Source organism: Pseudomonas sp. XK-1 (assembly GCF_038069885.1).
GTDB lineage: Bacteria > Pseudomonadota > Gammaproteobacteria > Pseudomonadales > Pseudomonadaceae > Aquipseudomonas.
This window is the reverse complement of the sequence record NZ_JBBPES010000004.1, coordinates 297,146-316,485: the sequence shown is the minus strand read 5'-3', so window position 1 is coordinate 316,485 and position 19,340 is coordinate 297,146. Positions and strand designations below refer to the sequence as shown.

General features: G+C 63.5%; 16 protein-coding genes. 5 read left to right on the top strand and 11 right to left on the bottom strand.

Annotation, left to right across the window (positions count from 1 at the left end; all coding sequences use genetic code 11):
- Positions 1–173: 173 nt before the first annotated feature.
- A complete protein-coding gene (choX, locus tag WMW70_RS12540; RefSeq protein ID WP_341437840.1) occupies positions 174–1,112 on the bottom strand; it encodes a choline ABC transporter substrate-binding protein in 939 nt (312 codons plus the stop codon).
- A gap of 376 nt (positions 1,113–1,488) precedes the next feature.
- Here choX and WMW70_RS12535 point away from each other — a divergent pair, with 376 nt between their 5' ends.
- Together WMW70_RS12535 and WMW70_RS12530 are read left to right on the top strand one after the other, a co-directional pair.
- The gene (locus tag WMW70_RS12535) at positions 1,489–2,868 is read left to right on the top strand and encodes an L-serine ammonia-lyase (RefSeq protein ID WP_341437839.1); all 1,380 of its coding nucleotides are present in this window, start codon (positions 1,489–1,491) and stop codon (positions 2,866–2,868) included.
- A gap of 414 nt (positions 2,869–3,282) precedes the next feature.
- Positions 3,283–4,386 carry a choline metabolism transcriptional regulator GbdR gene (locus tag WMW70_RS12530; RefSeq protein WP_341437838.1) on the top strand — a complete coding sequence of 368 codons (1,104 nt, stop codon included), beginning with the start codon at positions 3,283–3,285 and terminating at the stop codon, positions 4,384–4,386.
- 227 nt (positions 4,387–4,613) lie between these two features.
- Here the strand turns inward: WMW70_RS12530 and WMW70_RS12525 are convergent, their stop codons facing one another.
- From WMW70_RS12525 to gbcA, 8 genes are all read right to left on the bottom strand, one after another.
- Complete coding sequence (locus tag WMW70_RS12525) at positions 4,614–4,859, bottom strand: hypothetical protein (protein WP_341437837.1); 246 nt, start codon at positions 4,857–4,859, stop codon at positions 4,614–4,616.
- A 158-nt stretch (positions 4,860–5,017) separates the two neighbouring features.
- The gene (etfB, locus tag WMW70_RS12520) at positions 5,018–5,791 is read right to left on the bottom strand and encodes an electron transfer flavoprotein subunit beta (protein WP_341437836.1); all 774 of its coding nucleotides are present in this window, start codon (positions 5,789–5,791) and stop codon (positions 5,018–5,020) included.
- Positions 5,792–5,859: 68 nt separating this feature from the next.
- Complete coding sequence (gene etfA, locus WMW70_RS12515; protein WP_341437835.1) at positions 5,860–7,083, bottom strand: electron transfer flavoprotein subunit alpha; 1,224 nt, start codon at positions 7,081–7,083, stop codon at positions 5,860–5,862.
- Positions 7,080–9,059, bottom strand: a complete 1,980-nt coding sequence (gene dgcB / locus WMW70_RS12510; RefSeq protein WP_341438048.1) for a dimethylglycine demethylation protein DgcB — start codon at positions 9,057–9,059, stop codon at positions 7,080–7,082. The genes etfA and dgcB overlap by 4 nt, the downstream gene beginning before the upstream one ends.
- A gap of 155 nt (positions 9,060–9,214) precedes the next feature.
- On the bottom strand, positions 9,215–11,275 hold the full coding sequence (dgcA, locus tag WMW70_RS12505; RefSeq protein WP_341437834.1) for a dimethylglycine demethylation protein DgcA: 2,061 nt from the start codon (positions 11,273–11,275) through the stop codon (positions 9,215–9,217).
- Positions 11,276–11,290: 15 nt separating this feature from the next.
- Positions 11,291–11,821, bottom strand: a complete 531-nt coding sequence (locus tag WMW70_RS12500) for a DUF5943 domain-containing protein (protein ID WP_341437833.1) — start codon at positions 11,819–11,821, stop codon at positions 11,291–11,293.
- Between the two features lie 164 nt (positions 11,822–11,985).
- Positions 11,986–12,963: a dipeptidase gene (locus WMW70_RS12495; protein ID WP_341437832.1), complete on the bottom strand. Its 978-nt coding sequence runs from the start codon at positions 12,961–12,963 to the stop codon at positions 11,986–11,988.
- A 464-nt stretch (positions 12,964–13,427) separates the two neighbouring features.
- Positions 13,428–14,720 (bottom strand): glycine-betaine demethylase subunit GbcA, encoded by a 1,293-nt coding sequence (gene gbcA / locus WMW70_RS12490; protein ID WP_341437831.1) that lies wholly within the window; start codon positions 14,718–14,720, stop codon positions 13,428–13,430.
- Positions 14,721–15,119: 399 nt separating this feature from the next.
- On the opposite strand from gbcA, the gene gbcB reads away from it, so the two are divergent.
- Complete coding sequence (gene gbcB, locus WMW70_RS12485) at positions 15,120–16,226, top strand: glycine-betaine demethylase subunit GbcB (RefSeq protein ID WP_341437830.1); 1,107 nt, start codon at positions 15,120–15,122, stop codon at positions 16,224–16,226.
- Positions 16,227–16,435: 209 nt separating this feature from the next.
- On the opposite strand, the gene WMW70_RS12480 is transcribed toward gbcB, so the two are convergent.
- Both WMW70_RS12480 and WMW70_RS12475 read right to left on the bottom strand, forming a co-directional pair.
- Entirely contained in the window at positions 16,436–16,693 is a 258-nt protein-coding gene (locus WMW70_RS12480; protein ID WP_341437829.1) for a hypothetical protein, read from the bottom strand.
- A gap of 106 nt (positions 16,694–16,799) precedes the next feature.
- The gene (locus WMW70_RS12475) at positions 16,800–17,843 is read right to left on the bottom strand and encodes a threonine aldolase family protein (protein ID WP_341437828.1); all 1,044 of its coding nucleotides are present in this window, start codon (positions 17,841–17,843) and stop codon (positions 16,800–16,802) included.
- 269 nt (positions 17,844–18,112) lie between these two features.
- On the opposite strand from WMW70_RS12475, the gene WMW70_RS12470 reads away from it, so the two are divergent.
- Positions 18,113–18,415 (top strand): hypothetical protein, encoded by a 303-nt coding sequence (locus WMW70_RS12470; protein WP_341437827.1) that lies wholly within the window; start codon positions 18,113–18,115, stop codon positions 18,413–18,415.
- 63 nt (positions 18,416–18,478) lie between these two features.
- The gene (locus WMW70_RS12465; protein WP_341437826.1) at positions 18,479–19,219 is read left to right on the top strand and encodes a TraX family protein; all 741 of its coding nucleotides are present in this window, start codon (positions 18,479–18,481) and stop codon (positions 19,217–19,219) included.
- The last annotated feature ends 121 nt before the right edge of the window (positions 19,220–19,340 follow it).

Sequence of the window (19,340 nt, the reverse complement as noted above, 5' to 3'; positions counted from 1 at the left end):
TTTGCGACCCTGACGTGTTGCGCGGCGACATACCCTTTGACTAAAAAAACCATAACAGACTTTTCCACCCCTTGGCCAAGGCTGCAAGCCGCGCCGGCCGTGGTTTGCAGCTTTTGATATGGCCACAGGCACGATGAGCAGGGGGCTGCGCGCTGTTCGAAAAAAATGACAAATTAATTTTCGTTGGCCAGGTTTTCGGCGGTTTTTATTGATTGACCGTTCAGTCTGCTAACGCCTTGCAGCCAGGTTGCGACGGTCTCGGGGTTGGCCTTCAACCAGGCTTTGGCCTCGCGCCGCGGGTTGGTGTTTTTATTGAGAATTGCGCCCATCAGGTAGCTTTCCATCTCCAGGCTGAAGCGCAGGTTCTTCAGCAGCTGGGTGACGTTCGGGCATTGCTCGGCATAGCCGGCGCGCACATTGGTGTACACCGTGGCACCGCCATAATCGGGGCCGAAGTAGTCGTCGCCGCCGGCCAGGTAGTGCATCTGCAGCTGGTTATTCATCGGGTGCGGTGCCCAGCCGAGAAACACGGCCCACTGCTTGAGGTGGTCGGCGCGTTTGACCTGAGCCAGCATGCCGCTCTCGCTGGATTCCACCAGGGTAAAGCCGCCCAGCCCGAAGGCATTCTTGTCGATCATCTGCTGGATCAGTTTGTTGCCGTCGTTGCCAGGCTCGATGCCGTACAATTTGCTCCCCAGTTCCTTGCTGAAACGTGCAAGATCGGCGAAGTTTTCCATGCCGCCATCATAGGCAGCCTGGTTGACCGCGAGGGTGTACTTGGCCCCGATGAGGTTGGCCCCCAGGGTTTCTACCGAACCGTTTTCCGTATAGGGCTTGATGTCGTTTTCCATGCTCGGCATCCAGTTGCCGAGGAACACATCGATTCTGTTGTCCTGCAGGGCCTTGTAGGTGTCTGGCACCGACAGGCGCTTGACCTGGGAGCGGTAGCCCAGCTCGCTGAGCAGGTGGCGGGTCACGGCAGTGGTCACGGTGATGTCGGTCCAGCCCACATCGGCAAAGCGCACCAGTTCGCACTGTGCCGGTTCTGCAGCCTGGGCAAGCAGGGGGGCGCTGAGCGCAGCGGCCAGCAGCCAACATTTATCCAGTTTCATCAAGCCTCTCCAGTTGCGATGACAGGGCGTGCCTTGCAGGCGCGCAGTCTGTCCACGGGGCGGGCAGGGCGAACAACGGCTGGCTGATCCATGGGCGCTGCGATCATGCAGACAGATTTCCTCGGCTGCCTATGCGCGGCGTCGCAACTGGAATGCTGCTGTCGTGATTGGCTGCGGCAGTCCTGGCCCGAATGCAATACCTGCGCGGAGGTACAAGGGGGCGGATTGCACCCGGACTGCGGAAAACGCCGCAGCGACCATTCGCCACTTGGCTGGAGTCGCTGACGGCTTTGGGCATGGGTGTGTCGGTGTGAAGCTCTAAGGCTTTGCTGAAATACCGATGATGGCCGGGTAATTACCCCCGCAGGAGAAAGTTGTGGCCATCAGCGTGTTTGATCTATTCAAGATCGGTATCGGTCCGTCCAGTTCGCACACCGTGGGGCCCATGCGTGCCGCCGCTCTGTTCTGCGGTGCCCTGGCCGAGCGTCATCTGCTGGCGCGGGTAGGGCGGGTGCAGGTGCGCCTGTACGGCTCGCTGTCCGCCACCGGCGTGGGCCATGGCAGTGACCGTGCGGTGATCATGGGCTTGCTCGGCGAGTGGCCGGATCAGGTCGACCCGGCCAGCATCGCACCGCGTATCGACGAACTGCTCGCCAGCGGCTCGCTGTTGCTGGCGGGTCAGCATGCGGTGGCCTTCGACTGGCAGCGCGACATGCTGCTGCTGGACGAGAACCTGCCTTATCACCCCAACGCCATGATGCTCAGCACCTATGCCGGCGACGGCAGCCTGCTGCATGAGAACACCTATTACTCGGTGGGCGGCGGCTTCGTGGTCGATCAGGAGCAGGCCGCCAGCGGTCAGCTGGACCAGGATCACACCCGGCTGCCCTACGACTTCAATAGCGCCGAAGAGCTGTTGCGCCTGTGCAAGGAACACGGCCTGCGGGTGTCCGAGCTGATGATGGCCAACGAGAAGGCCTGGCGCAGCGAGGCGGAGATCCGCAGCGGGCTGATGCGCCTGTGGCAGGCCATGCGCGACTGCGTCGAGCAGGGTCTCAAGCACGAGGGCATCCTGCCCGGCGGGCTGAATGTGAAGCGCCGTGCGGCCAAGCTGCACCGCAGCCTGCAGGAAATGAGCAAGCCCAATGTGATCGGCTCGACCCTCAGCGGCATGGAGTGGGTCAACCTGTTCGCCCTGGCGGTGAATGAGGAAAACGCCGCCGGCGGGCGCATGGTCACAGCGCCGACCAATGGCGCGGCCGGCATTATCCCGGCGGTGCTGCATTACTTTGTGCGCTTCAGCCCCGCGGTGAGCGAAGCCAATGTGGTGGACTATCTGCTGGCAGCAGCGGCGATTGGCATTCTGTGCAAGAAGAACGCCTCCATCTCCGGCGCTGAAGTCGGTTGTCAGGGCGAGGTCGGCTCGGCCTGCGCCATGGCGGCGGCGGGGCTGGCGGAAATTCTTGGGGCGACACCTGAACAGGTGGAAAACGCCGCCGAGATCGGCCTGGAACATAACCTTGGCCTGACCTGCGACCCGGTTGGTGGCCTGGTGCAGGTGCCCTGTATCGAGCGCAACGCAATTGCCGCGGTGAAGGCGATCAACGCCGCGCAGATGGCCTTGCGTGGTGACGGCCAGCACTTTATCTCCCTGGATCGGGTGATCCGCACCATGCGCGACACCGGTGCCGACATGCACGACAAGTACAAGGAAACCTCGCGCGGCGGGTTGGCAGTTAGCGCTGTTGAGTGCTGATGCGCACGCTCAGGCCATCGTGCACATTTGTGGTGCGTGGCTGTTCGGCGCTCCGAAAAAGGGCAGTGCAGGGCGGCTGAATACGGCCCGACCGTTGGTCCGTTACTGCGCCGTTTTTACCCTGCGTAGCGGGGTGACAAAGCACCTGCCCAGCAGTGCTACCGAAATGCTCAAGCGCCCGCCAAGCGGGCGTTTGCGGTCGTAATCAGGATGCTTCTGTCGCTCCTGCCAACGCCTAGTGGCACTAGCGTTGGGCCGGTCCATCTATTTTTAATTGAACGCCCAATCAATTTAGGCACGGCCTTTGCGTTGTGCTGGTAGTCGATCTGGCGTTGTGCAGTCCCAGAACCATAAAAAGAGCCACCGTATAGAGGGGCTCACTACCGTGCTTTGCTTCGCGTGAGGGTTTACCTGATGTCACAGTTCACTCAAGGGGCACAACCCCAGAGCCGTGCTCCGCAGTCCATCGGCTTTCTCCTGCTCGACAACTTCACCCTGATTTCCCTGGCGTCTGCTGTCGAGCCCCTGCGCATGGCCAATCAGCTCTCCGGCAAGGAGCTGTATCGCTGGCACACCCTGACCCAGAGCGGCCTGCCGGTAAACGCCAGCGACGGTCTGCAGATCACCCCGGACGCCAGCCTGGCCACTGCGCCGCGCCTGGATGTGGTGATCGTCTGCGGCGGTGTGGATATTCAGCACAGCGTGACCCGCGAGCATGTGCAATGGCTGCAGAGCCAGGCGCGCCACGGTGCCCAGTTGGGCGCGGTGTGTACCGGCAGCTGGGCGCTGGCCAAGGCAGGTCTGCTTGATGGTTACGACTGCAGCGTGCACTGGGAATGTTTGGCCTCGATGCAGGAAGCCTTCCCCCGCGCAGGCGTCAGCACTCGCCTGTTCTCGATTGACCGCAACCGCCACACCAGCTCCGGCGGCACCGCGCCAATGGACATGATGCTGCACGTGATCGGCCGCGAGCATGGTCGCGAACTGGCGGCGGCGATCTCCGAGATGTTTATCTACGAGCGCATCCGCAACGAGCAGGATCATCAGCGCGTGCCGCTCAAGCACATGCTCGGCACCAACCAGCCGAAGCTGCAGGAAATCGTCGCGCTGATGGAAGCCAACCTGGAAGAGCCCATCGACCTCGATCAGCTTGCTCTGTATGTCGACGTATCGCGGCGTCAGCTCGAGCGCCTGTTCCAGAAATACCTGCACTGCTCGCCGTCGCGCTACTACCTCAAGCTACGGCTGATCCGCGCGCGCCAGTTGCTCAAGCAAACCAGCATGTCGATCATCGAAGTGGCCTCGGTGTGCGGTTTCGTCTCCACCCCGCACTTCTCCAAGTGTTACCGCGAATACTTCGGCATCCCGCCGCGCGATGAGCGCGCCGGTCAGCAAGGTGCCAATGTAGTGGCCCTGGTGCCCATGCCGGAGGACCTGATGCGCCCCTCCAGCTCAACGGCTATGGCTGCACTGACCCGCGCCCAGGGTGAGTCGACCTTTGCCAGCGTGCGGCTGTAGATCCAGCGCTGGTTGCAGGCAATAAGAAAGGGGCGCTTTAAGCGCCCCTTTTTTTATTGCCTGCGAGCTGTAGCGCGCCGCGTGCACCGCAAGGTTTGCTGTGTTAGCCGCCGTCCGGGGGCGTTACCCATGTATCCCGGCTGAACACACGGCGCACCCTACAGATGGTATGCGTGCGGAGCATCTAACGGGTAGGGCGGACATGGCGCAGCCTTGTCCGCCAGGGCTTAGCGCGGCACCAGTGCCGGCAACAGGGTACGCGAGATCGCTTCGCGCACATTCGGCAACAGGGTGGCGCTGCCGCCCAGCAGTTCTTCCACCAGTCGGCGCAGGGCCTGTGCCCGGTCCGGGCTGAGGCCGCTGACCGCCAGCTCACAGGCCTGTTCGGCGCTGACTCCGGGGGGGATCGACAGCCCCAGTGCCACCAGGCGTTCGCGTAGATCTTCCTGATCGATCAGGTCGGCATGCATCATGGTCAAATCCTCCAGTGGAGCTATTTGGGTTGCGTCGTTGCGTAGGATGGGTGGAGCGCAGCGATAGCCATGCTGAACTCAGGCACCGCGATGGGTATCGCCAGCTCTACCGGCGCGGCCCGATCCATCCTACCTATCTGTTTAATCGGCGACCGCGTTTAGCGCAGCACGCCTTCTTCCAGCAGTAATTTGAAGATAGCTTCGGCCCCGGCCTGTGGCGATACATCTTTGAGCACTTGGCCACCGCCGCCGGAAGCCTTGGCCGTGGCGGCCTTCATCCGTTCGGCACCGGTCTTGGCTTTGATCACCTTGAGGCGTTTGGGCCTGGGCCTGGCGGGCTGCAGCTGTGCGTTGGCAAATAATGGATCGGCGACCAACGCCACCTCTTCGGCGCTCAACAGGCCACGCCGGGCCGGGCCGAACGCACTCTGCCGAGCAGTCGGTGCCGCGTTATCGACACAGGCGACAAACGGCAGGCGCACTTGCAGGCGACGGCGCTGGCCGCGCGGCAGGGCCTGCAGCACCTGGGCCATACCGTTGTTGACCTGCTCCACTGCCGCCAGGCCCACCACCAGTGGCCAGCCGAGCTGTTCGGCCAGCAGAAAAGGCAACATGCCGGAACCTTCGCCGGTTTCCGCCTGACTGCCAGTCAATACCAGCTGTGCGTTGGAATCGGCCAGGTAGTCCACCAGCACCGGCAGCGCATCGCTGTTGGCCGGCTGCTCCAGCACCGTGATCTGGTCAAGGCCCATGCCCAGGTAGGCACGCAGCGCGTCCTGCTGTGGATCGCCGGCGTGCAGCACCTGCAGGCGCTCGCCAGCCAGGCACAGGCCCAGCTCGACCGCGCGGGCATCCTGTTCGGCGCGGCGTGGCCGCCCGGAGGTTGGGTGGGCACCCACGGAGACCAGAGCAACGATATTCAAGTCAGTCATACATCCCCCGTAGCCCGGATGCAATCCGGGAATCGGTGTTGAGGGCCCCGGATTGCATCCGGGCTACCTTATGCCGCATCGCGTTCTGCTCCCTGCCGATGGGCGGCGACCCGTTCGATCAGCGCCTGCAGAATGGCCGCGGACTCGCCGATCACCGAGAGGTCGGCGCGCTTGATCATGTCGCAGGTCGGATCGAGGTTGATCGCCACCACCTTGTCGCAGGCACCTATGCCTTGCAGATGCTGGATCGCCCCGCTAATGCCGACTGCCACATAAACCCGCGCTGTGACCCAGATGCCGGACGCGCCGACCTGACGCTCGCGGCCCATAAAGCCATCGTCCACCGCCACTCGCGAGGCTCCTTCGGTCGCCCCCAGTGCGGCGGCGGCCTGATGAAACAGCGCCCAGTCCTTTACCCCGTTGCCGCCAGAGAGGATGAACTCGGCCTCGGCCATGGGGATCTGCGCCGGATCGACCGCCACCGCACCGAGGTCCTGAATCCGTGGCAAGTGGCTGACCAGGGCTTCGTTGAGCGCCAGGGGGCGCACCTCATGGCGGGTTTCGCTGACCGGCTCGGCACATTCCACTGCGGCCAGGATCAGCCGTGGCGCTTGCTGCACCAGGTCTTCGCGGCCGGCCCCGGCACGCCCGCTGGCGATACCGTCGGCCACCTGCCAGACCCGCGTGGCCGGGCGCTCGCCGAGCTTGGCAGCCAGTCGCCGGCCCAGCTCGCCACCACCGGTACGGCTGTCGGGCAGCAGCCAATGACGCGGTGTCAGTTGCCGTTCCACCGCGCTCAGAGCCAACACTCGGGCTTCCGGGGTGTAACCGTCGAAGCCGTCGGCATCGAATTGCAGCAGGCGATCGACGCCATTGCAGTCGAAGGCGCTTTCCTTGTGTTCACCGAACACCACGGCCAGCACCGCGCCGTCGGCCCCGGCGAGTTTGTGCGCCAGGCCGAGTAGGTCCTTGTCGTGGGCGCTCAGGCGGCCGCCGACCATATCCGGCACCACGGCGATATAGAACGCCGGTTGTTCGATGATATGCAGCGGCAACTGCACCACGGCGTTGGCCGCGCTGCGCTTCTGGCTGCCGCCCTGCTGACTGCCGGAGCGGTCGATACGTTTGAGCCCGTTGGGGCCGATAAAGCCCTGCGCATGGGGGTTCTTGCGGATTACCCCATTGGGCCCCATCCAGCTGGCTTCGACCTTCTGCAACGCGGCATGCAGCGGGTGCAGGCGGTTGCGGGCGATCCATTCGGCCCGTGGGTCACGGCGGATAATGTCGCTCATGGGCTTACCTCGGCTATTTCACGGGGGGCCGGTGCCGGCTTCTTGGCCTCGACCGCGCCCTCGATCAATACATCGGCCACCAGTTCGGCAATATCCTTGACCTCGGGGCGCACGCCGACCACGCCTTCGAGCATCGCCGTGCACTGCGGGCAGCCGACGGCGACCAACTCGGCCCCGGTCTCCTTGATGTCGACCATGCGCATATCGGGGATGCGCTGCTTGCCGGGAATATCGGTGATCGGCGCGCCGCCGCCACCGCCACAGCAACGGGAGCGGAAGCCCGAGCGCTGCATTTCCTTGACTTCGATACCGATGGCATTGAGCACCGCGCGCGGCGCTTCGTACTCGCCGTTATAGCGGCCCAGGTAGCAGGGGTCGTGATAGGTCACGCTGCCGCCTTTGTGTTGGCCCAGGTTGAGCTTCTGGCCGCTGATCAGCTGTTCCATATAGGTGCTGTGGTGCAGCACCTGGTAGCGTCCACCCAGCTCGCCGTACTCGTTCTTCAGCACATGGAAGCTGTGCGGGTCGCAGGAGACGATGGTGTTGAACTGGTACTTCGCCAGGGTGGCGATATTGCGCTTGGCCAGCAGCTGGAAGGTCGCTTCATCGCCCAGGCGACGGGCCACGTCGCCACTGTCGCGCTCTTCCAGACCGAGTACGGCGAAGTCGACCTTGGCGGCCTTCAATACTTTGACAAAGGCACGCAGGGTGCGCTGGTTGCGCATATCGAAGGCACCGTCGCCAACCCAGAACAGCACATCGGCGCTGCCCTTGTCGGCCATAAGCGGCAGGTTCAGGTCCGCCGCCCAGTTCAGGCGTCCGCCGGGGGCGAAGCCGCCGGGGTTGTCGGTGGCGATCAGGTTATCCAGCACTTCGGCACCCTTGTTCGGCGTCGCGCCTTTTTCCAGGGTCAGGTGGCGGCGCATATCGACGATGGCATCGACGTGCTCGATCATCATCGGGCACTCCTCGACGCAGGCGCGGCAGGTGGTGCATGACCATAGCGTTTCGGCATCGACCAGGGCCTTGCCTTGCAGGTTGACGATCGGCAGGTGCGGGCCACCGCTGTGTTCGCCAATGGCTTTTCCTGGATACGGAGAGCCGGCGAACTTGGCATCGCTGCCGCCGGCCAGGCCGACCACCATGTCCTGGATCAGCTTCTTCGGATTGAGTGGCTGGCCGGCGGCGAAGGCCGGGCAGGCGGCCTCGCACTTGCCGCACTGCACGCAGGCGTCGAAGCCGAGCAGCTGGTTCCAAGTAAAGTCCGTGGGCTTTTCCACCCCCAGCGGAGCCAGGGGATCATCCAGGTTCAGCGCCTTCAGTCCGGTCGAACGACCGCCACCGAAGCGTTCGCTGCGGCGGTGCCAGGCCAGGTGCAGGGCACCGGCAAAGGCGTGCTTCATCGGCCCGCCCCAGGTCATGCCGAAGAACAGTTCCGACACGCCCCAGGCCACGCCGACAGTCAGCAGCAGGGCGAGAATCCAGCCGCCTGCTCCTGTTAACGAAAAGCCTTCCGGCAGAATCCCGGCCACCGGCAGGGTGGCGATAAAGAAGCTTACCGAGAACATCAGCAGGCTTTTCGGCAGGCGCATCCACGGGCCTTTCGACAGCCGCGATGGCGGGTCGAGGCGGCGCTTGGCAACGAACAGTGCGCCGCCAAACATCAGTGCACAGGCCGCCAGCAGGGCGACACCGAGAATACGGCTGTGCAGGCCGAAACCGTGCACGACAATCGCCAGCACCGCGGCCAGGACGAAGCCGCCGGCGGTGGCGACGTGGGTGTTGGCGATGTATTTGTCGCGGGCCACCACATGGTGCAGATCGACCATATAGCGCCGCGGCATGGCCAGCAGACCGCCCAGCCAATCGACTCGGCTAGGACGGCCACGACGCCACATCAGAAAACGCTTGCCCGCACCGATGACCGCAAGGGCCAAGGCGGCGAACAGCAGAATGGGGAGTAGGGTGTTCAACATCATCGGGTCTCCTTAGAGGGACCGAGTAACCACGTAGGGTGGGTTAGCCTGCGGCGTAACCCACCGTCGATGCATCAGGCACTGGCCTGTCTGGTGATCCGATTGGTGGGTTACGCCGCTGCGCGACTAACCCACCCTGCGGAGCGACTTGCGCGTTAGAAATCCTTGCACAACCGCAACGCGTCGTAGATCGCCGCGTGGGTGTTGCGCTGGGCCACGCAGTCGCCGATTCGGAACAGCAGATAGCCGTCGCCCGCCTCGGACAGACAAGGCTGCGGCTTGATCGCGAACAGTGCCTCGACATCGATCTGGCCCTTGTTGCGCGAGCCTTCCTTGAGCGCGTAGTAGAGTCTTTCGTCCGGACGTACGCCGTTCTCCACCACCACCTGGTCGACCACGCGTTCTTCCTTGGCCCCGGTGTATTCGTTCTCCAGCACCGCCACCAGCTTGTCGCCTTCGCGGTAGACCTTTTCCAGCATCAGGTCGCCGGTCATGATCACTTCCTTGGGGTACAGGCTGCGGTAGTAGGTGGGGAAGCTGGTGCCGCCGATGGCCACGCCCGGCTTGATATCGTCGGTGACGATCTCCACCTTGGCACCTTTCTCGGCGATGAAGTCGGCCACCGACATACCGGTGAACTCGCAGATGGTGTCGTATACCAGCACGTTGTTGCCCGGCGCGACGGTGCCGCCGAGGATGTCCCAGCTGCTGACCACCAGGCCTTCGGCCGCGCCCCAGTGCTCGTTCTGCTCGATAAAGGGGTGGCCGCCGTTGGCCAGGACGACGATGTCCGGGCGCAGGTCCATGATGCTTTCCGCGTCGGCACCGGTGCCCAGGCGCAGGTCGATATTCAGGCGCGCCAGTTCCAGCTGGAACCAGCGGGTGATGCCGGCCATCTGGTCGCGTTGCGGAGCCTTGGCCGCCAGGCTGATCTGCCCGCCGAGGCTGTCCTTCTTCTCGAACAGGGTGACGTCATGGCCGCGCTCGGCGGCGACGCGGGCCGCTTCCATCCCAGCCGGGCCACCGCCGACGATCACTACCTTGCGCTTCGGCCCGCTGGTTTTTTCGATGATATGCGGCAGGCCCATATATTCGCGCGAAGTCGCCGCGTTCTGAATGCACAGTACGTCCAGCCCCTGGTACTGGCGGTCGATGCAGTAGTTGGCACCGACGCACTGCTTGATCTGGTCGACCTGACCCATCTTGATCTTGGCGATCAGGTGCGGGTCGGCGATATGCGCACGGGTCATGCCGACCATGTCGACGTAGCCGCCTTCGAGGATGCGGGTGGCCTGGTTCGGGTCCTTGATGTTCTGCGCGTGCAGCACCGGTACCTTGACCACTTCCTTGATCCCGGCTGCCAGATGGAGGAAGGGCTCCGGCGGGTAGCTCATGTTGGGAATGACGTTGGCCAGGGTGTTGTGGGTGTCGCAGCCAGAACCCACCACGCCTATGAAGTCGAGCATGCCGGTGGCGTCGTAATAGGCAGCGATCTGCTTCATGTCCTCGTGGGACAGGCCGTCCGGGTGGAACTCGTCGCCGCAGATGCGCATGCCCACGCAGAAGTCGTCGCCGACCTCGGCACGCACGGCCTTGAGCACTTCCAGGCCGAACTTCATGCGGCCCTCGAAGGTGCCGCCCCATTCGTCGGTGCGCTTGTTCACGCGCGGCGACCAGAACTGGTCGATCATGTGCTGGTGCACGGCGGACAGTTCGACGCCGTCCAGGCCACCTTCCTTGGCCCGGCGTGCGGCGCTGGCGTAGTTGCCGATCACCCGCCAGATCTCTTCCGGTTCGATGGTCTTGCAGGTGGCGCGGTGCACCGGCTCGCGGATGCCCGACGGCGACATCAGGGTCGGCCAGTGGAAGCCGTCCCAGCGCGAGCGGCGGCCCATGTGGGTAATCTGGATCATGATCTTGGCACCATGCTTATGCATGGCGTCGGCCAGGTTCTGGAAGTGCGGAATGATCCGGTCGGTGGACAGATTGACCGAACTCCACCACTGCTGCGGGCTGTCGATGGCCACCACCGAGGAGCCGCCACAGATGGCCAGGCCGATGCCGCCCTTGGCCTTCTCTTCGTAATACTTGACGTAACGCTCGGTGGTCATGCCGCCGTCGGTGGCGTAGACCTCGGCGTGGGCGGTGCTGAGCACGCGGTTGCGGATGGTCAGTTTGCCGATCTGAATCGGCTGGAACATTGCTTCGAAAGCCATGGCGGTATCTCCCGATCAGAGCGGCTTAACAACAAACAGGCCGTCGTCGTGGCCTTCTTCTGAACCGCCATAGACCTGCTCGGCCCGGGTGCGGATGCTGCTGCCCTGGGCCTGGAGAATCTGGTCCATGGCACCGGCGAACCAGCCGGTAAACATATAGTCGACCTTGCGCCCGCACTTGCCGTAGACATAGACAAAGGCCGAATGCTTGAGCTTCACCGACGCGGTGCCGTGCTCCAAATCGATGGCTTCGATCTCGAACAGGCCCCAGCCGCGTTGCGACAGGCGCTTCATATAGTGCTCGAACACCGCTACGCCGGAGAGGCCGTGGCATTCGGCTTCCTTCTCGCACCAGTGCCAGGCGGACTTGTAGCCGGCCTTGTAGAGGATCTCGGCATAGGCCTCGGCACCCAGGACTTCCTCGATACCGATATGGTTGTTGACGAAGAAATGCCGCGGCACATAGAGCATCGGCAGGGCATCGGTGGTCCAGACGCCGGTTTCGTCGTCGACCTGAATCGGCATTTCGGGTGCGTGGGTAGCCATGTGTTCAGTACTCCAGAGTTCGGTGGTGTTGCTTGATGGGTATCGCTGCGCTCAACCTGCGCGGCCCGACCCATCCTACGGATAGTGTTTGGTGTGCTTTGCGTAGGGTGGGTTAGCCGCAGGCGTAACCCACCAACCGGCCCGCAGGGCCCGCGAGGTATTGATCATTCGCCCCAGACGTCCGCCAGAACCCTTACCCAGTTCTCGCCCATCACCTTGCGCACCACGCGCTCGGGCATGCCGCGCTTGAGCAGGGTTTCGGTGAGGTTGGGGAATTCGCCCACGGTGCGGATGCCCAGCGGGTTGACGATCTTGCCGAAGTTGGTCAGGCGGCGGGCGTAGCCCTTGTCGTGGGTCAGGTACTCGAAGAAGTCCTGGCCGTGGCCCTGGGTGAAGTCGGTGCCGATGCCGATGGCATCTTCGCCGACCAGGTTCATCACGTACTCGATGGCCTCGGCGTAGTCGTCGATGGTCGAGTCGATGCCTTTGGCCAGGAAGGGCGCGAACATGGTCACGCCGACGAAGCCGCCGTGGTCGGCGATGAACTTCAGCTCGTCATCGGACTTGTTGCGCGGGTGCTCCTTCAGGCCGGACGGCAGGCAGTGGGAGTAGCACACCGGCTTTTTCGATTCGAGGATGACTTCCTCGCTGGTCTTGGAGCCGACGTGGGACAGGTCGCACATGATGCCGACGCGGTTCATCTCGGCGACGATCTCGCGGCCGAAGCCGGACAGACCGCCATCGCGTTCGTAGCAGCCGGTGCCGACCAGGTTCTGGGTGTTGTAGCACATCTGCACGATGCCCACGCCGAGCTGCTTGAACACCTCGACATAGCCGATCTGGTCCTCGAAGGCATGGGCGTTCTGGAAGCCGAAGAGGATGCCGGTCTTGCCCTGCTCTTTAGCCTTGCGGATGTCGGCGGTGGTGCGCACCGGCATCACCAGGTCGCTGTTCTCGCGGAACAGCTTCTGGCTGGCGGCGATATTGTTCACCGTGGCCTGGAAGCCTTCCCACACCGAGACTGTGCAGTTGGCCGCGGTCAGGCCGCCTTTGCGCATGTCTTCGAACAGTTCGCGGTTCCACTTGGCAATGATCAGGCCATCGATAACGATGCTGTCGGCGTGCAATTCGGCTGGGCTCATCAGGCAGTCCCCTTTTAGCTGTATCGCCAAACCCATTGTTGGCGCTTTGGACTGAGCATATCCCCGAGGGCCTGGGCAGCCCGGTGCAAAAACGACTGGGGTATTGCCGAAAGCGTCAAAGCCGGGTCGCGGGTGGATATGCCGCCTGGCAGGACAGCTCAGGCGGTGGCCGTTGGGTGCTCGTGGCGGTCCTGGCTGGGGCGGGTGGCGGAACAAGCGCTTGGGCCGCCTTCTGCAGGGTGCGCCTTGCGCACCAGGGCTTTAGGTAGCAGTGCTCCATGCAACAGGCAGTTGCTACAGCGCAAAAAAAAGCCCCTGCCCGGGGTTTCCGGCAGGGGCCAAAGCAGACCCTTGAGGTGGGTCTCAGTGTGTTGCGGTGTCCTCGGGCGGGCGCGCTCGCCGGCCAGCGGCGAGGCCGTAGAGGGTCAGTCCGATCAGCAGCATCAGGCCCCAGGACATAAGTTTTACTCCTTGCCGACCTGGCGCAGATAAGAAGCAGGCTCTGCACCCAGGTTGCTCAGCATGCGCTCGCTGTACCAGTCGATAAAGTTGACCACGCCGAACTCGTAGGTCTTCGAGTAGGGGCCGGGTTGGTAGGCGGTGGAGTTGATGCCGCGCTGGTTCTCTTCGGCCAGACGGCGGTCCTGATCGTTGGTGGCATCCCATACCTGACGCAGGCGGGCCACGTCGTAATCGACGCCTTCCACCGCATCCTTGTGCACCAGCCACTTGGTGGTGACCATGGTTTCCTGGGCGCTGATTGGCCACACGGTGAAGACGATCATGTGATCGCCCATGCAGTGGTTCCACGAATGCGGCAGATGCAGGATGCGCATCGAGCCCAGGTCCGGGTCGGTGATGCGGCCCATCAGCTTCTTGCAGCCCTGCTTGCCGTCCAGGGTCATGGAGACGGTGCCCTTGAGCAGCGGCATGCGCACGATGCGGTTACGCAGGCCGAAGCTGGCGTGGGCGTAAGGAATCTTGTCCTTGTCCCAGCGGGTGGTGCATTCGCTGACCTGATCCTTGAACGCCTGGGTGGCGCGCGGGTCGGTGACGTCATCCCACTCCAGCAGGGTATTGAGCAGCTCCGGGTGCGAGCCGTTGCAGTGGTAGCACTCGCGGTTGTTCTCCATCACCAGCTTCCAGTTGGCTTTTTCCATCAAGGTGGTTTGCACCGCCACCTTGGTGTTTTCCATGTCGTAGGGCTCCATGTAGTGAGCCAGGGTGCTGAGAAAGTCATCGATGGCCGGCGGGTTTTGCGCCAGGGAGATAAAGATGTAGCCGCCCGCGACCTTGCAGTTGACCGGCTTGAGGCTGTAGTCCTTGAGGTCGAAATCCGCACCCATTTCGCTGCCGGCGAACAGCAGGCGACCGTCCAGCTCGTAGGTCCACTGGTGGTAGGGACACACCAGCTTGGCCACCTTGCCCTTGTCGCTGGTGCACAGGCGCGAGCCGCGATGGCGGCAGACGTTGTGAAACGCATGCACCACGCCATCGGCCCCGCGGATCACCATGATCGGGTTGTCGCCAATCTGCAGGGTGAGGAAGTTGCCCTTGGCCGGGATCTCGCACGTCATGCCGGCGATCAGCCACTCCTTGTGGAAGATCTCCTGCATATCGATCTTGAACAGCCGCTCATCGCTGTAGAACGGCTGCGGCAGGGAGAAGGCGCGCTCGCGGTTCTGCAGCATCTCGGCGGTGGCCTTGCGTGCGGGCTCCAGCGGGTCGCCCAGGCTCAGGGTGGAAGTAACGTCCATCGGTGGCTCCTCAATGGCGACTCGCAATGCGAGTCGCCGCAAAAAGTGGCTAATCGGTTATCTGGTCTGTCGACGCATTGCGAGTCTTATCGCTACGCCAGCAGCCCCTCACGCAAGGTGGCGTTATTGCCTCGTTCGGCACCTGCCGCTGGTGCGTCGGGTGAACGGGGAATACGCTCGTGACCTTCTTGTTCGGCTGGTGATGAGTGTGGCGCTGGGCGTGGGGCAAACCTTGCCTATGGGCGACATGCTTACATCCGTTTCCGACGCGGCAAACCACCGGTTGTGCGGCCGGTCGCGATAAGTATGTAAATGTCGCTGGTAGATAAATGAGCGCCTGCGCCAGTACGCACAATCGCTCCATACAAGGCCGATGTCCGGCCACGCGGAGAGACGTCCATGACGACGACCAACGACTTCCTCAACCCGGTTACCACGCAGACCTGGAGCAACGGTCGGCATATGGTGCGTTGCGTCAAAGTCATCCAGGAAACCTGGGATGTACGCACCTTCTGCTTTATGGCCGATCAGCCGGTGTTGCACTTCTTCAAGCCTGGGCAGTTCGTGACCCTGGAACTGGAGATCGAAGGCCAACAGGTGATGCGCTCCTACACCATTTCCAGTTCACCGTCGGTGCCTTATAGCTTTTCCGTCACCATCAAGCGGGTGCCGGGTGGCAAGGTTTCCAACTGGTTGCACGACAACCTGCAGGAAGGTCAGGAGCTGCCGGTGCATGGCCCGGTCGGGCTGTTCAATGCCATGGACTTTCCCGCCGACAAGGTGCTCTACCTCAGCGGCGGGGTCGGCATCACCCCGGTGATGTCGATGGCGCGCTGGTTCTACGACACCAATGCCAATGTCGACATGGTCTTCGTGCACAGCGCGCGCTCGCCCAAGGACATCATCTACCACCGCGAGCTGGAGCATATGGCCGCGCGGATCAACAACTTCAGCCTGCACGTGATCTGCGAGAAGCATGGTCTGGGCGAGGCCTGGGCCGGTTATCGCGGTTACCTCAACCAGAAGATGCTGGAGCTGATTGCCCCGGATTATCTGGAGCGGGAGATCTTCTGCTGCGGCCCGACGCCTTATATGAACGCGGTCAAACGCCTGCTCCAGAGCAATGGCTTTGATATGCAGCGCTATCACGAGGAATCCTTTGGCGCGACGCCGGCGGATGTGCGCGAGGAAGTCAAGGAACTGGCTGCCGAAGCTGCCGAGGTGCCGCCAGTACCACTGGCCGACCAGCACCGGGTGGACTTCACCAGCACCGGTAAGAGCATCCGTGTCGACCCGGGTGAAACCGTGCACGCCGCTGCCGCCAAGCTTGGTCTGCATATTCCCAAGGCCTGCGGCATGGGCATCTGCGGCACCTGCAAGGTGATGAAAACTGCTGGCGAAGTGACCATGGAACACAACGGCGGCATCACCGATGAAGACGTGGCCGAGGGTTATATCCTCTCCTGCTGCAGCGTGCCGCAGGGTGATGTGGCGATCGAGTATTGAGCGCCTGGTCCAGGCGGTGGCGTATCGAGCGGCTCTGACCAGGTATCTCACTGCTGCGAGCAGAGCGGCCAGGCCAACAATATCGCCTTCAATCTGCGCGGGACCATCTAGCGGCGATCACTGGCGCGCGGCGAGGGCATAGGTTGCGCGCCCAGGGTGTAGCTGGCCCAGAAGCCCCAGCCGTCAGAATGGACTCATCGGCTAGCCGTTTAGATATCCGTTCCCGGAGCCCAGGGCTTGGGCCCGGCACGCCTGTCTTCACCGGCGCGGCGGTCGGCTTCGAAGCGGATCGACGCGCGCCGGTCGCCATGGGTGCGTCGCTCGGTCTTGCCGCGGGTGTCGATCTTGAAATTGGCCGGTGCCTTGGCCTTGACGGGCTCTGCGCTGGGTGGCTCAAGTGGTTCGAGGCTCAGTTCTTCCAGACTGAGGTCCTGCAAGCTCAATTCAAGGGGTTCTTTGCTGTCCATCGGCGGACTCCATTGCTCGATTGCGCCAAGGGTTTCGGATACCCACAGCGTAGCCGCAGTCGTCCGGCTGGGGAGCGCGGCCGGACGAACTGCAAGGCGAGGCGGCTTAAGCTGCTTGCATCGCCGTACGAATATCCGCGGCCAGCTGGCGCACCCGTGCCTCGTCGGTGTCCCAGGAGCACATAAAGCGCGCGCCGCCGGCCCCGATAAAGGTGTAGAAGCGCCAGCCCTGGCCGCGCAGGGTTTCCAGGGCCGCCTCGGACATCTGCAGGAATACCCCGTTGGCCTCTACCGGGAACATCAGGCTGACCCCGGGGATATCCGCGACCAGCTCGGCCAGCAGGCGTGCGCAATGATTGGCGTGATTGGCGTAACGCAGCCAGGCGTCGTCCTGCAGGATGCCGACCCAGGGTGCCGACAGGTAGCGCATCTTCGAGGCCAGCTGGCCGGCCTGCTTGCAGCGGTAGTCGAAGTCCTCGGCCAGGGCCTTGTTGAAGAACAGGATGGCTTCGCCCACCGCCATGCCGTTCTTGGTACCGCCGAAGCACAGCACGTCGACCCCGGCCTTCCAGGTCAGCTCGGCCGGGCTGCAGCCGAGAAAGGCGCAGGCGTTGGAGAAGCGCGCGCCGTCCATATGCAGGTTGAGCCCCAGCTCGCGGCAGGTCGCGCTGATGGCGCGCACCTCCTCGGGGCGATACACGGTGCCGACCTCGGTGGCCTGGGTCAGGGTCACCACCCGCGGCTTGGGGTAGTGGATATCCTGGCGCTTGAGGGCGATCTCGCGGATCGCCTCCGGGGTCAGCTTGCCGTTCTCGGTACGGGCCAGCAGCAGCTTGGAGCCGTTGGAGAAGAACTCCGGCGCGCCGCATTCGTCGGTTTCGACGTGGGCGGTCTCCGAGCAGATCACGCTGTGATAGCTCTGACACAGGGCGGCCAGGGCCAGAGAGTTGGCCGCAGTGCCGTTGAAGGCGAAGAACACTTCGCAGTCGGTCTCGAACAGGCGGCGGAAGTGGTCGGCGGCGCGTGCGGTCCACTTGTCGTCGCCATAGGCGCGGTCGTGGCCCTGGTTGGCCTCGGCCATGGCGGCCCAGGCTTCCGGGCAGATGCCGGAATAGTTGTCGCTGGCGAACTGTTGGGTGGTGTCGGGCATTGCTAGTTCCTTCTATAAGCGGCGCGGGAGAGGGCGCGTATGGCCTTACTCTAGCCGCGAGTGCCGGGGGCGTGCCGCCGACGCTGCGACATCTTGTTAAGCCCAGGCGCTATTGAGCGGGGCGGGCAGACTAGACGGCTGACTTCGCCGCGCGGGCACAGTCCGCCGAGGGTAGGGGCAATTAAAAGGAACTCATCGCCCTGGGCACCCTCACAGCTAGGGCTCGGCCCATACGGATCGATGCCATATACCCCGAACAGGAGTTCCCCATGAATTATCGTTACCTCGTTGCAGTGTTCGCCCCGCTGGCCTTTGCCTTGCCGGCCACCGCCGCAGAAGAGTGGCCCGCCGGTGCCAAGGCCGAGTTCGCCAGGGAATGTGTCGCCAGCGCCCAGTCGGAGCACAGCAAGGCGCAGCTGCAGGCCTATTGCGAATGCGCGGCCGACAAGGTCAGCAGCCAGTTCAGCGAGGCCGAACTGCAGGCCATGGGTCGTCAGTCGTCGCCTGATCCGGCCATCCAGCAGCGTCTACTGCAGGCCTCCAGCAGCTGCAACGGCAAACTGCAGGAGTGATGCATAACGACATGACGGCTCCTTGAGTTAAGGTCGAGCTCCCTCGGAGCCAGAACTGCCGTCATGCCCACTACCTTGCCCACTCCGGGCCGCCCGCCCCGCGATGCTGCGCTGGACCTGCTCAAGTGGCTGGCGCTGCTGAGCATGCTGATTGACCACCTGCGCCATGTCTGGCCGCAGCTGTACGCTGTCTATATCCCCGGGCGGCTGGCTTTTCCACTGTTCTGTCTGGCCATTGCCGCCAACCTGGCACGCCCCGTGGCCGGCGAGCGTGGGCCCATACCGCTGCGCTATCTTGGCCTGCTGCTGGGTTTTGCCCTGCTGTCCGAGTGGCCCTACCGCCTGCTGGTGCAAACGCCGCAATCGCTCAATGTGTTGCCGACCCTGGCCTTGGGCCTGCTGATCGCCAGTGCTGCGCAGCATCCCCATGGCCAGCGCCGCTGGTTGGGGCTGGGCGCGCTGGTGCTGGCGCTGTTCGCGCATCCCTGGCTGATGTTCGGTTTGCCCGGCGCGCTGCTGCCGGCAGCGTTTCTCTACGCCCTGCAACGTCCCAACCCCGGCTGGGTATGGCCGCTGGTGCTGTGCCTGCTGGGCAATTACTGGCCACCGTTCTATATCGATGCAGCCCGTGGCGATCCCTTCGCCTGGGCGGTGATCCTCAGCTGCGCCCTGGCTCCGCTGTTCGGTCTCTGGCTATTGCGTCAGCCGCTGGCGCTGCCCGTGCCACCGGTAGGGCGCTGGGCCTACCTGTTCTATCCGGGGCACTTCCTGGTGCTGGTGGCCATCCGTGAGTGGCTGGGCTAACTGCCGATGCATCGCCTCGTCGCCTGAATAAGCCTGGGCGCACTCCGGGAGCGGGGGCGGCTGGGCCAATTTTCCCCGGATTTCATTCGGCTACCGATCCTTGCTGGCCTAGGGCGGGTTG

Bases quoted from the DNA above. Each gene is read 5' to 3' on its own strand.
- choX (WP_341437840.1), bottom strand. From the start codon at position 1,112: ATGAAACTGGATAAATGTTGGCTGCTGGCCGCTGCGCTCAGCGCCCCC.
- dgcA (WP_341437834.1), bottom strand. From the start codon at position 11,275: ATGGCTTTCGAAGCAATGTTCCAGCCGATTCAGATCGGCAAACTGACC.
- WMW70_RS12500 (WP_341437833.1), bottom strand. From the start codon at position 11,821: ATGGCTACCCACGCACCCGAAATGCCGATTCAGGTCGACGACGAAACC.
- WMW70_RS12525 (WP_341437837.1), bottom strand. From the start codon at position 4,859: ATGATGCATGCCGACCTGATCGATCAGGAAGATCTACGCGAACGCCTG.
- WMW70_RS12475 (WP_341437828.1), bottom strand. From the start codon at position 17,843: ATGCCCGACACCACCCAACAGTTCGCCAGCGACAACTATTCCGGCATC.
- WMW70_RS12530 (WP_341437838.1), top strand. From the start codon at position 3,283: ATGTCACAGTTCACTCAAGGGGCACAACCCCAGAGCCGTGCTCCGCAG.
- WMW70_RS12495 (WP_341437832.1), bottom strand. From the start codon at position 12,963: ATGAGCCCAGCCGAATTGCACGCCGACAGCATCGTTATCGATGGCCTG.
- etfB (WP_341437836.1), bottom strand. From the start codon at position 5,791: ATGACTGACTTGAATATCGTTGCTCTGGTCTCCGTGGGTGCCCACCCA.
- WMW70_RS12470 (WP_341437827.1), top strand. From the start codon at position 18,113: ATGAATTATCGTTACCTCGTTGCAGTGTTCGCCCCGCTGGCCTTTGCC.
- gbcB (WP_341437830.1), top strand. From the start codon at position 15,120: ATGACGACGACCAACGACTTCCTCAACCCGGTTACCACGCAGACCTGG.
- gbcA (WP_341437831.1), bottom strand. From the start codon at position 14,720: ATGGACGTTACTTCCACCCTGAGCCTGGGCGACCCGCTGGAGCCCGCA.
- WMW70_RS12480 (WP_341437829.1), bottom strand. From the start codon at position 16,693: ATGGACAGCAAAGAACCCCTTGAATTGAGCTTGCAGGACCTCAGTCTG.
- WMW70_RS12465 (WP_341437826.1), top strand. From the start codon at position 18,479: ATGCCCACTACCTTGCCCACTCCGGGCCGCCCGCCCCGCGATGCTGCG.
- dgcB (WP_341438048.1), bottom strand. From the start codon at position 9,059: ATGTTGAACACCCTACTCCCCATTCTGCTGTTCGCCGCCTTGGCCCTT.
- etfA (WP_341437835.1), bottom strand. From the start codon at position 7,083: ATGAGCGACATTATCCGCCGTGACCCACGGGCCGAATGGATCGCCCGC.